We start from the raw sequence: 12,991 nt of genomic DNA, 5'->3' as shown, positions 1-12,991 counted from the left end.
CACAATTATCATGACACCATTCAAACGCGTACATCTGATCGTCATGGACTCTGTCGGTATCGGTGAAGCACCGGATGCCGCCGAGTTTGGCGATGTGAACGTTGATACATTTGGGCATATTGCCCGCGAAAATGGCGGTCTGAATATGCCCAACATGGCAAAACTCGGACTGTCCAATATCCGCGAGATTCAAGGTGTACCGGTAGCTGACAAGCCACTGGGCTATTACACCAAAATGCAGGAGGCTTCTCGTGGTAAGGATACCATGACTGGACACTGGGAGATCATGGGTCTGTATATCGATACCCCGTTCCGCGTCTTTCCAGACGGATTCCCAGATGAGCTGATCCAGCGCATCGAGGAGAAAACCGGACGCAAGGTGATTGGTAACAAACCAGCAAGCGGTACGGAAATTATCGACGAGCTGGGCGAGGAGCATGTGAATACCGGTGCGCTGATCATTTACACATCCGCGGATTCCGTGCTGCAAATCGCTGCTCACGAAGAGATCGTACCGCTCAAAGAATTGTACGAAATCTGTGAGTTCTGTCGCGAGATCACACTGGATGACCCGTATATGCTGGGACGCATCATTGCACGTCCATTCGTTGGCGAACCGGGCAAATTCACCCGTACATCCAACCGTCATGACTACGCCTTGAAGCCGTTCGGTCCAACAACGATGAACGCGCTGCAAGATGCTGGTCTGGACGTTATTGCTATCGGTAAAATCTCCGACATTTACGATGGCGAAGGCGTAACCGAGTCGATTCGTACGAAGTCCAATATGGATGGTATGGATCAATTGGTACAAGTAGCAGGCAAGCCGTTCCATGGATTGAGCTTCCTGAATCTGGTCGACTTTGATGCGCTGTTTGGACATCGCCGCGATCCAAAAGGATATGCGGATGCACTGGAAGAATATGATGCACGTCTGCCGGAAGTATTCGACAAGATGGACGAAGATGATCTGCTGCTCATTACAGCGGATCATGGGAATGATCCAACCTATACCGGAACTGATCACACCCGTGAATACGTACCACTGATTGCCTACTCCAAACGCTTCAAAGACGGAGGCAAAGAATTGCCACTGCGCACAACGTTTGCCGACATCGCTGCAACCGTAGCAGAGAACTTTGATGTGACCAAACCGGAGTATGGTACCAGCTTCCTGTCTGACCTGAAATAATGGATGTACCGTGGGATTATTATCGTTAGTATAGAAGATAATGAATGATCCTATCGTTGCTAGTGAATCATAATGAATATGAAGATGCCCTGTTCGTTCAGGGCATCCATTACTTTTGGAGGTATATACAATGAGCGTTCATATTGGAGCTAAACCCGGCGATATCGCCGAAACGATCCTGCTGCCCGGCGATCCGCTGCGTGCAAAATACATCGCCGATACGTATCTGGAGGATGTAACCTGTTACAACGAAGTACGCGGTATGCTCGGCTTTACCGGTACGTACAAAGGGCAACGCATTTCCGTACAAGGAACAGGAATGGGTCTGCCATCGATCAGCATTTATGTGAACGAGCTGATCAGCGAATATGGCGTCAAAAACCTGATCCGCGTTGGTACTTGCGGTGGGATGCAGGAGCATGTGCGTGTGCGCGATGTGATTCTGGCACAAGCAGCAAGCACCGATTCCAGCATGAATAACCACATTTTTGGTAACTACACCTTTGCACCTGTTGCCAGCTTCCCGCTGCTGAAGGCTGCTTACGATCGCGGCGTAGAAAAAGGTCTAAACCTGCACGTCGGCAACATTTTCAGTTCCGATTCGTTCTATCGTGATGATAAAACGATCACAGGTCGCCTGATGGAATACGGCGTACTGGGCGTAGAGATGGAAACGAGCGCGCTGTACACCATTGCTGCCAAATTTGGCGTCAATGCACTGACGATCCTGACGGTGAGTGATCACCTGCTGACAGGCGAAGAAACCACATCCGAAGAGCGTCAAACGACCTTCAACGAGATGATGGAAGTAGCACTGGACGCAGCGATCTCGCTGTAATCCGCTTATTTAAGTAAGCAAACAGTTATATCCCATGGAATAGCATCACGACAGGCGACGATACCCGTATTCGTATACTCCGCAGTCCATTTAGGCTAGCATCCTGTAAACGAAATACCTCTTCGTCTGTCGAATGCCTTCCTTTCGATGATTTTGATGTTAGGTTTATGTTAATTTTAAATGAGGAGATGATCCGTTATGAGAATGGTAGACCTGATTGAGAAAAAGCGTGATGGCAAAGAACTGAGCACCGAAGAAATCAACTTCATTATCCAAGGATACACCGAAGGCGATATTCCAGATTATCAAGTAAGCGCCTTTGCTATGGCGACGTTCTTCAAAGATATGTCAGACCGCGAGCGTGCCGATCTGACGATGGCAATGGTAAACTCCGGTGAAACCATTGACCTGTCCGCTATCGAAGGTGTAAAAGTCGACAAGCACTCCACAGGCGGTGTAGGCGACACTACAACTCTCGTACTGGCTCCACTCGTAGCAGCACTGGATATTCCGGTTGCTAAAATGTCCGGTCGCGGTCTCGGTCACACAGGCGGTACAGTAGATAAACTGGAATCCGTTGAAGGCTTCCACGTGGAAATCACCAAAGACGAGTTCATCAAGCTGGTTAACGAAAACAAAATCGCTGTTATCGGTCAAAGCGGCAACCTGACTCCAGCAGACAAAAAGCTGTATGCACTGCGTGACGTTACAGCAACCGTGAATTCCATTCCGCTGATCGCTAGCTCCATCATGAGTAAAAAGATCGCTGCTGGTGCAGACGCAATCGTACTGGACGTAAAAACCGGTGCAGGTGCATTTATGAAAACACCAGAAGCAGCCAAAGAACTGGCACACGCGATGGTTAGCATCGGTAACAATGTCGGTCGCAAAACGATGGCAGTCATCTCCGATATGAGTCAGCCTCTTGGTCTGGCAATCGGTAACTCGCTGGAAATTCAAGAAGCGATTGACACTTTGAAAGGTCAAGGACCTAAAGATCTGGAAGAACTGTGCTACGCACTGGGCAGCCAAATGGTGTATCTGGCAGGGAAAGCCGATTCACTAGAAGATGCCAAAGTGAAGCTGCAAGAAGTGATCCAGAACGGGAAAGCACTGGAGAAATTCAAACTGTTCCTGTCTAGCCAAGGCGGCGACGCTTCGGTTGTAGACCACCCAGAACGTCTGCCACAGGCACAATTCCATATCGAGCTGCCAGCTAAACAAGACGGCGTTGTCGCTGAACTGGTAGCCGACGAGATCGGTACAGCAGCGATGCTGCTGGGCGCAGGTCGCGCAACGAAGGAATCCGAGATCGATCTGGCAGTAGGTCTGATGCTGAACAAAAAAGTAGGCGATACGGTGAAAGCAGGCGAATCACTCGTAACGATTCACGCCAATCGCGAAAATGTAGACGATGTAAAAGCGAAGCTGTATGACAGCATCCGCATCGCCGATCACGCTGACGCTCCAACACTCGTGTATGGTACGGTAACGGAGTAACATCTCCTATCTCGCTTTTTCTGATGCCTAGCATACCAGTCCCATCATAGACTGTCTGTTCATCTTACAGATAACTGCATGGTAAAAGGATAGAGAAGAGAGGATTCATGAACCACTTCACTGCAAGCCGCTATTGTTCCTTTGGGATGATAGCGGCTTTTTAGTATGTTCTACTGCTTCTAAGGTGAATGTTTGCTGGGGGAATAGAATGCAAAGGCGATGCACCAATCTGCAAAAACTGACAAGCATGAAGTCCATCTACCTTGTTTATTCTGTAACATGTCATACTGTTGCATGAATATGTATGGTTCCCTTGGATTAAATTCAATTTGGCGAAATGAAAATTCGATTATCTACTACATCTTCCACAGATAACACCGATATAACTAATATTGCCAATATTTTAAAAATATATGAATGATAAGAGAAACGCAGAAATTTTTTGACTGATTCGTCAAATGGCAATCTGCGATAAATATAAACCAGCGATATGATAATGAGAAGAAAAAATTTACAAATAAGGAAGGTGTGAAGGTGGATATGATCGGCTGTTTGCAGCGCATTGAACAAGAACGTCAAGAATTGCATAATTTGGTGGAGCAATTTGGTTTTTCAGATCTTCGAGTACTCGTAAAGTCGCAGCAACTGGATCAAACACTGAACGAATACAACCAATATCGTGTAACGTATAATGCTATGCAGCAGCTTTAGTACAGCATGTTGCCTTACATTAGGAATCATCATTAAAGACAACATGATTTAAAATAGAAGAAATCGTAAGAAAATGTACCGGTTTATGGGAAATCATAAAGCGGATAGAGGTGTAATTGTAAGCGGATTTATGAAGTTACAGAATCGTTATCATAAGATGACATTACTTTTCTTTGAATGATTCTCAAAAATAGTGTTATATTAATTAAGTATGGAACTTTTTAGCCATCTATAGGATGGTTTTCTTATTAGTATAGATTTAGATCATCATAGAACGTATACATATGCAGTGAGTAGTTAGCGTGTTCTTCATTGCAGCATGTCAAGACAACCGGTCCAAGTGTATCCGGCTAAGTTAGGAGAGATTACGTCATGCCCAAAAGCCTTAGCATTCGTTCCATTGTGGAACAGGAAATTCAGAGCAAAGGATATAATCTGAGCCAGTTCAGCCAGATTTCCGGTATGAACCGTGGCACCCTGAGCCTGATCCTGAACGGCAATCCATCCAAAATGCCCTCCATCCCGCAAATGGACAAAATAGCAGAAGCGCTCGGCTATGAGCAGGGCTGGCTGTATGAACTGTATTTGAAGGAATGCTTTGACCGGGAAGTCCCGCATTGGAGAAGGCTCAAAAACTTTCTGTATCGCTGCCTGCAACTAGGCAAAGATCATATGATCCAGCAGGTGCTTGATCGCGTGCTGGAGGACTCCAACCAGACAGGCGCTATTTTTGACGCGGCTGAAGAGTGGTATGAAGAAGGCTATCGCGAACAGCTTCTACCACTGTATCAGTGTGTGATCATTCATGAGCGCTATCGTCATGCAGAACGCCTTGCAGTGAGCCATTATCGCATTTTCCGCCTGAGCCAGAGCGAGAATTTTGAAAACAATCTACGCGCTGCTATCGCCTTTGAACCGTATCGGAATGAATTGCCAATTGGGTTTCGATTGGATGGTTTGTTGAAGTTGGCGAATATTTACTACAATCAGCATATGTGGGAAAAAGTAGAATTCTTCGCGGATGAATTGCGGGAATTAGCAACGGCGGCATACGAGAATCGGATTCATATGGATGAGAATAAAGATGGCGAACGTGGTATAAAAATGGAGCGACACTTGGTTGTTTATTATGGACATGGGTTTTTACTTAAAGGTAATGCATTGGAAGAACAACAACGTTATCAAGAAGCATTGACTTATATAGAAGGTTATAAGGATTTGTCATGGTTTCAAGATTTAAATGAAATTGGTATAAAAGAAGTTAAAAAATTCAAAGAATTCTCAATAGCTAACGAATTAAATTTAGCAATATTGACTGGTGATATTTCTCAATTGGACAACTATGTTGATTTCTTATCAAAAAATAAAATGGAACTACTACCTGGCTTACTAACAATCGTCACTTCAGCTAATAAGCATAATTTTGAAATAGATCATATTCTGACATTTTTTGAAAAGGAACTTCTCAATTTTGAATCTAATAAATTGTTCTCAGAGAGCTATTATGATAAAAATTTTGATCTGGATCATTATACAGATCTTTGTTTTCATTTAGGAATATATTTTTTGGAAAAAAACGACTATACGAAAGCAATAAATAATATTATTATTAGCTTAGAAATATCACAGACGATCAGGAAGCATAAACATGTAATCAATGGATTAGCGCTTCTTCATTTTCTTCGATCTTTGTTGGACTCTAAACAACATGAGAGATATGATCTTATAGTGAAAGGAATGTTAGCAAATGAAGAAATCATTCCTACCCATTTTATCCCTAATGTTAATCACAATAACGATACTTAGCAGTGCTCCTCCTTTCATTTCAAGTAATCCTGTATTTTATACTGCTAGTACATTAGGGCATGGACAAGGAACGTAAAAAATTGGTTTTAAATAAAGCGCCTATATATAATAGGCGCTTTATTTTTCTATATCGTGTAACAAGCAAAAATTTTAATACGAGGTATACAGTTGATGAGAGCAAACCAGTTACATACCATAATAGAAGATGAGATGAAGAGGTCAGCTATCAATTTTAATCAACTGAGTCAGTTGACTAATATAAATAGAGGAACACTAAGTTCCATATTTAATACCAATTCCTTAAAGCTACCTTCGATTGAACAATTAGATAAAATAACTGAAGGGTTAAAGCTTAGTCCGGGTTACTACTATGACCTATATATCGAAGAATATTTTCGCGATTTTAATCCTCATTGGAAAAAATTAAAGCCGCTTGTTTATCGTTGCCTACAGCCGCAGTTTCAAAAGCAATTAAAGCATATATTGGATCTACTGATGGAAAGTAATATTAATTTATCAAAATTATTTGTCTTTACGGAAAATTGGTTTGAAGAAGGGTATCGAGAAGAACTATTGTTATGTTATAAATATGTAATTAAGTTTGAAAAGTATAATTACAGTGAACATACTATATTAAGTCGATATCGAATATTTTATATTGAGTCGAGTAATAATGATTTTGAGAAGGATCTGCATGCTGCTATTGAATTTGGAACTTATTATGGTGAGTTGGATGCTAATTATAGGTTGGATGCGCTCTTAAAACTAATCAATATCTATTTTCGTCATCACCATTGGGATAAAGTTTTAGAATTGAGTAAGGAAATGAATATAGTATCGAAAAACGTATATAAACGAAAGCTTCATTTGCAAAAAGATAAAAATGGGAAAATGACTTTCTCTACAAAAAGGCATCTATTGGTTTATTATGCACAGAGTTATCTTATGGTAGCTTCTACATTAGAAGCACAAGGGAAATACGAGGAAGCATATAAAAAAATAGAGTCTTACAAAGATTTGAGCTGGTTTGAAGATCTTGATGAGTTAGGCAAAATGGAACTTCAAAAGTTTCGTAATTTTGCGATTGCTAATGAATTGAATTTGCTTATTTTGATGGGGGATTTTGAAAAATTATCGGAATACATCGAGTTTCTTGAACAACATCCAGACGAAATCCTACCTGGCTTAATTACAATTATTTTGTCTGCTAATAAACATGATTTATTTTTGAATGATTATTATGATTGGGTAGTAGAAAAATTAGACTATATCGAAGCTTCTAATATTGAAGATAGTTATTACGAAATGATTTACAGTTTGGATCGTTTAGAAAAATTGTATCGTCAATTAGCGATCTATCATTTTCGTTATGCAAATTATGGCGAAGGAATAAAGTATCTTTCAAAGTGCCTTGCTGTTGCGAATCAATTTAATAAAAAAAGCGAGTTCAACGAATATCCCGAACTAATGAATATCCTAAAAGAGTGGTCACTACTTATGGAACGCAATCAGAAAAATGATCATAGCTAGACACGAAATACAACTAGAATATCCTTTCACGAATCTCATGTTAATTACTTTATCTATTCACCAAGCAGTACTGCACTAGATAAAAACCCAAAGCCCTGCTAGTTTCTCTAGCAATAGGGCTTTGGGTTTCTTTATTCGGATTACATGCTATCTGCTCATTTCATGAAACCTGAGATCTTCACGTATTCTGCTCAATTCACCTTCACAATTTGAAAATGCTGATTCGTCCCACCATTATCCGTCCACTGGATCGCTTTTGCTCCATCTGCGGTGGATTGGTCGGAAATGTCGATCAGTTTGCCAGTTGCGCGATTTTTGAGTTTGTAATATCCTCCGCCGACGCTAACCAGTTGCCATTGTTGGCTTGACCAACCGCCGTCCGTCCATTGCTCAATCACTGTGCCGTCGGCGGTGTTGCCGCTCTCCACACCGATCAGTTTGCCAGTGGTGCGGTTGATGAGTTTGTAGTAGCCGCCGCCTGCATCGGTGATTTGCCATTGTTGGCTAGCTGCTCCGCCGCTGGCGCGTTGTTCGAGGTCGGTGCCGTTGGCGGTTGCGTCGCCGATGACGCCGAGTAGTTTATTGCTTTTACGGCTGATGATCTGGTAGGAGGCGTTGGCATCCCAGCTATCGGTGATGTTGTTGCCAGTAATGGTTCCAGTCGCAGTATCGACAGTAATGCTGCCGTACCAGTTCATTGCCAGACTAGTGGCACTTGGGAAGCTAAGCGGCAGCCAGACGTATTTGGAATCCTGAACAGGGCCGCTCCATGCGCCTGCCCAGCGGTCGCCCATATACAGATACGAGGTGGTTTGTGATCCTTCTACTGGTACAACATAGGCGGATTGGGAGCCGTAGGTGGTATTATCGGCAAAGTTACTCAAGCCGCTCCATGTGCCAGTAATGCTGCTGGCGGTTGCGTATTTTGCCTGATTCGGGTTCCAGCCAGTTGCGCCGGAGGTGATCAGGAAGTAGACGCCATCTTTTTTAAACATGGCAGGGGCTTCACGATATTGTCCTGGCCACAGGGTAGTCACGAGCGAATCGACGCCTAGGAAGTCGGGAGTCAGCTTGTAGATATTCAGATCGGCGTTCACTTTGGTCGCGGAGATCAGGTAAGCAGTGCCATTATCATTGTAAACAGTCATATCACGGGAATCATAGCCAAGAGGACGGAAGCTGCCTTGGTAGGCGTAATTGCCGTCAACGGTATCCGATGTAGCTACTGCCACACGGGCTTCCCCGTAATCGGAACCATTTTCCTTGTGCATCCACAGTACGTACTTTTTGGTGGAACTGTTATAGATGACTTTGGGACGCTCGATATTGGATACATTCAGTTCAGATGCCGAGCTGCTGGTCAGTACATTGTTGCGGAATTCCCAATTTTTTAGATCGGCGGAGCGGTAGACGGATACGGCTTTGAATGTGCCGTTGGTGTTGCGATTCTCACCGAACCAGTAGTAGTAGCCGCTGACTTTGATCATACCGCCGCCATGCGCATGCACAATATCGCCATTCGTATATTTAAATTGAATGCCGTTGGTAATGGTCACGGGTGCTGCGGATACCTCCTGTGCGGGAATGAGCAGACTGCCCAATGTTTGTAGCAGCAGCGTTAGGGCAAGCAAGGTGCTGAAACGGCGAAGCGTTTTCGTCATGTTACGGTTTGCGGTTAACAATTTCACTGTACATCCACCCTCTAGCTTTTATTTGAAAGCGATTACAAAAAGATGCGGCAAAAGGGTCTAGGTTTCGATTTATAGCATACGTATGGCAGGAGTAAGCTCGCCACAGGGAGTATATGCAAATGGATCTTCATGCAGCTGCCATACCTCATCCACGAAATCGAACACATTCACTATGTAGACTGCCGATTGATGCAATGCTCTCATGAGTCTTATTGTATCAGGCTTGCAAAATACGGCATATCAGACAATATTGCAGTGGATATAAGAATAGGGAGAGAGTGAGGATAGGCAGAGATGCGTGGAAGATCTATGGCGTTCCTTAGGGTCTGGATGGTGGGTAGTGCGGACGATGTACATGGGATTAAAAGTATAAATGTAATATATTGGCGAAAAAAGTCGAATAAATATGTTCTACATCTAACATTTACTAGGAGAAAAGCCGATGATTAAATCACATATCTTTTATATTCCGTTCACTTAATTACTTTATTGAGAGAGATTAAATGAATATAGGATAAAGGGTTAGCAGATGAATAGGCATGACCATATTATGAGTATAACAAGGGGAGAAACCCATGCAGTCATTGTATTTTACAAGTACGATTCAGGCGAAGGAATATATACAGGCTCATCCTGAGAGCGGTATTGTATTGTTCGCTGGTGTAGAAAAGATTCAAGAACTGAGCACCGTTGCTACTGCGAATACTGTACTTTGCTCCACAGCAGGTGAATATACATCGGAGGGATTCCGCGAAGGGGTTATTAGCGGCTTCGCGTATCCACCGCAATTGGCACAAGCAATTGAAATTCAGTCTCCTGCTATTCTGAGCATTAACGAATTGCAGGCAGGCTACAATAAGGTGCGTAACAATCGCAACGCCTTTATGTTTATTTTGTATGATGGATTGTCCGCACAGGAAGAGAGCGTGATGACCACACTGTTCTTTATTAAGGACGATTTTACCGTTATTGGTGGTAGCTCCGGCGATTATGTAAAGTTTCAAGAAACAGCGATCTATATGGGCGGCAAGCGAGTACACGGGGTCGCGATGTATTTTGACTATCCGAAGCGTACGCAGATGGTCAAAGAGAACCTGTATTTCTCCAGTAAAAAGCGTCTGCTCGTTACCGATGCTGATCCGCTCAAACGGATTGTATACAGCTTCAACAATCGTCCGGCAACAGAGGCATATGCTGACGCGCTCGGCATTCCAGAACATCAGCTAGAGCAAGCGTTTATGAATTATCCGCTTGGCAAGGTGATTAAGCAGGATACGTATATTACGTCGCCGATGAAGGTCAATCCAGATCGCTCGATTACCTTTTATGCACAGGTAGCGCCGAATACATTTATGGATGTGCTACAGCCGTCAGATATTGAGGAGTGTTTTCAGGATACGCTGGATCAGCTGCAATTTAAGCCAAGCTTTATTTTCTCACTGCACTGCATTTTGCGTAGTTTGAAATTCAAAAGCGAGAATACGTGGAAACGTCTGGACGATAAGCTGCTGAGTGTTTGCCAAAATCAAGCAGGCTTTATCAGCTATGGCGAACAGATTCACAATAAACATTTCAATCAGACGATGGTGCTGTTGGCATTTGAATAGGAGGAACCACATGCTCAAGAGCATATTTAAAGTAAAACCAATAGAAGCTACATCTCAATCGATCACGCCACCGCAAGCCTTAGAAAAGGTAAAACCGGATACACTGCCTTATGTGTATATGCTGACTGATGAGGTAGAGAAAAATATCAAGCTGCTGCTAAACGAGGAAGGCAATATTACGTATGGCTTCCAGCAAGCTGCGGCTTCACTGAACGAAACAACGACTGAGATCAAAAGCATTGAAAATGTACTGTACGAGCTGGATCGCGAAACCGAAAGCATTATCAATGAGGTAGGAAATAGCATTGATATATCGCAGCAGACAATTACGCATACGCAGCAGCTAGTAAGTGCGTCGGCAAACAATATGGGCGAAGTGTCCGCAGTCTTTGAGAATTTCGTATCCGTATTTACAGCGATTGAAAAGAAATACGCGGAGATCAATCAGTTTGCTAGTGCGATCACGAATATTGCGACGCAGACCAATCTGCTGTCCTTAAACGCCTCGATTGAAGCGGCACGCGCAGGCGAAGCAGGCAAAGGCTTTGCCGTCGTCGCAGGCGAGATCAAGACATTGTCCGACACTACCAAAAAAAGCGCTACCGATATTCTTGATCTGTTGGGCGATATGAGCAAGATTATGGAATCGATCCATCAGCAATCCGACAAAGGCAAAGATATCGTTAAAAATGCAGCTGACACGATGCAGCGCTCGACGGAAAGCTTTGAAAGTGTAATGCAAGCCGAAGCTGAAGTGAATCGCCAGTTGGGCATCGTGAAATCGTCGCAACTGAAAAGCATCAACGACATTGCTCGCAACATTTCCAATATTGCCGATCTATCCAGTAAACAAAACCGCAATATCGACGAGCTGATCTACAATGGTGGCAAAAAGTCTGAGCAATATTTGTATATCCTCAATCACTTGAACCAGATTCGTATGCTTCAGGACTTGGATCAAGGCAAGACGAACGAAAAGTAAAATGAGCGATATAATTTGCTACCGAGTACCGAGTAGTTCGTTATCTGGATAAACAGCTCCTGAGAATAATATAGAAAATGAAATCAAGCCCTTACTCTGATATACAAGAGTAGGGGCTTTTTATAACGTTATCTATTCACCAATATGAATGCTTTGGTTTTCATAGTAATTCTTCGTTATATATGTCCGTATTGGTTTGTTTCTTTACATACACGATTCTAAAAATACACTACTCCAATTGAATCATTCGCACATCCGGCTGAGATTGCAAAATAAGCAAAATATCCGATGTTTTCAATGAAGCGGGAAATTTGATCTCCATCCACAGCTCGATTTCCGACTGGATATGGGCATCGTGAATGTCAGAATTGTTTTGCGTAGGCTCGGTCGTCTGCGATTGCAGCTTGATCACATGCACCTCATTTTCCTCTAGCACATCAAGCAAATTTTCCACTGGATCGGTATGATTGACTAGTCGCACATGCAGCTTGTGGGAGCGCGCCGCTAGCACAGGAGCACCGCGTCCGTGCATGGCAAATTGCACTAATAAGATCAGCAGAGTCACTCCAATGCCAAGCCAGTACATGCCAGCGCCAATCGCCATGCCGACGCCAGCAGTAGCCCAGATTCCGGCTGCGGTCGTTAATCCTTTGACCTTTTGCTTGTTCATAAAAATCGTACCTGCTCCCAGAAAGCCAACTCCACTAACAATCTGAGCGGCAACGCGCGATGGATCAAGCGAGACATTGCTCCAATATTCCATATCGGTAAATCCATATTTGGAAATTACCATCATGAGCGAGGCACCGACTGCAACGATAAAATGCGTACGAATGCCAGCTTCTTTGTGCCGACTACGTCGTTCATAGCCGATCAGCACGCCACACAGCCCGGCGATCAGTACTCGGAAAATATGCTCTAGCGTTACGATGGTCAGCATAATATCCACTCCTTTTCTATCGTACTTGATGCGGTTCGAATACGAGAGACACGGTCGTTATACTGCTACACATACACTCGTGTTTTATATACCCGCAAATGGCGAAAATAGACGGAATTTATGGATAGAAAATGAATGTTTCATAAGAAAATGCTAATACCCACTAAATGTATCGGAAAAACAGTTGACGTAGC

The 12,991-nt window shown here is 43.4% G+C and carries 10 protein-coding genes; 8 read left to right on the top strand and 2 right to left on the bottom strand.

What is annotated here, in order from left to right:
• Positions 1-7: 7 nt before the first annotated feature.
• The 6 genes from deoB (at position 8) to ABXR35_RS13165 (ending at position 7,577) form a co-directional block, all read left to right on the top strand.
• Entirely contained in the window at positions 8-1,192 is a 1,185-nt protein-coding gene (gene deoB, locus ABXR35_RS13190; protein ID WP_367061437.1) for a phosphopentomutase, read from the top strand.
• 130 nt (positions 1,193-1,322) lie between these two features.
• Positions 1,323-2,030: a purine-nucleoside phosphorylase gene (gene deoD / locus ABXR35_RS13185; protein WP_367060690.1), complete on the top strand. Its 708-nt coding sequence runs from the start codon at positions 1,323-1,325 to the stop codon at positions 2,028-2,030.
• Positions 2,031-2,228: 198 nt separating this feature from the next.
• Complete coding sequence (locus ABXR35_RS13180; protein WP_367060687.1) at positions 2,229-3,530, top strand: pyrimidine-nucleoside phosphorylase; 1,302 nt, start codon at positions 2,229-2,231, stop codon at positions 3,528-3,530.
• 540 nt (positions 3,531-4,070) lie between these two features.
• Positions 4,071-4,241 carry a Spo0E family sporulation regulatory protein-aspartic acid phosphatase gene (locus ABXR35_RS13175; RefSeq protein ID WP_367061434.1) on the top strand — a complete coding sequence of 57 codons (171 nt, stop codon included), beginning with the start codon at positions 4,071-4,073 and terminating at the stop codon, positions 4,239-4,241.
• Positions 4,242-4,613: 372 nt separating this feature from the next.
• A complete protein-coding gene (locus tag ABXR35_RS13170; RefSeq protein WP_367060684.1) occupies positions 4,614-6,047 on the top strand; it encodes a helix-turn-helix domain-containing protein in 1,434 nt (477 codons plus the stop codon).
• Positions 6,048-6,218: 171 nt separating this feature from the next.
• Positions 6,219-7,577, top strand: a complete 1,359-nt coding sequence (locus ABXR35_RS13165; protein ID WP_367060682.1) for a hypothetical protein — start codon at positions 6,219-6,221, stop codon at positions 7,575-7,577.
• 191 nt (positions 7,578-7,768) lie between these two features.
• Here ABXR35_RS13165 and ABXR35_RS13160 read toward each other — a convergent pair whose 3' ends face one another.
• A complete protein-coding gene (locus ABXR35_RS13160) occupies positions 7,769-9,238 on the bottom strand; it encodes an RICIN domain-containing protein (RefSeq protein WP_367061431.1) in 1,470 nt (489 codons plus the stop codon).
• 605 nt (positions 9,239-9,843) lie between these two features.
• Here ABXR35_RS13160 and ABXR35_RS13155 point away from each other — a divergent pair.
• Together ABXR35_RS13155 and ABXR35_RS13150 are read left to right on the top strand one after the other, a co-directional pair.
• On the top strand, positions 9,844-10,875 hold the full coding sequence (locus ABXR35_RS13155) for an FIST signal transduction protein (protein ID WP_367060679.1): 1,032 nt from the start codon (positions 9,844-9,846) through the stop codon (positions 10,873-10,875).
• Positions 10,876-10,885: 10 nt separating this feature from the next.
• The gene (locus ABXR35_RS13150; RefSeq protein ID WP_367060676.1) at positions 10,886-11,857 is read left to right on the top strand and encodes a methyl-accepting chemotaxis protein; all 972 of its coding nucleotides are present in this window, start codon (positions 10,886-10,888) and stop codon (positions 11,855-11,857) included.
• Between the two features lie 229 nt (positions 11,858-12,086).
• Here the strand turns inward: ABXR35_RS13150 and ABXR35_RS13145 are convergent, their stop codons facing one another.
• A complete protein-coding gene (locus tag ABXR35_RS13145) occupies positions 12,087-12,797 on the bottom strand; it encodes an MgtC/SapB family protein (RefSeq protein WP_436669336.1) in 711 nt (236 codons plus the stop codon).
• Between the last annotated feature and the right edge of the window lie 194 nt (positions 12,798-12,991).

Source organism: Paenibacillus sp. JQZ6Y-1 (assembly GCF_040719145.1).
GTDB classification, from domain to species: domain Bacteria; phylum Bacillota; class Bacilli; order Paenibacillales; family Paenibacillaceae; genus Saccharibacillus; species Saccharibacillus kandeliae.
This window is presented reverse-complemented; position numbering and strand designations above follow the sequence as displayed.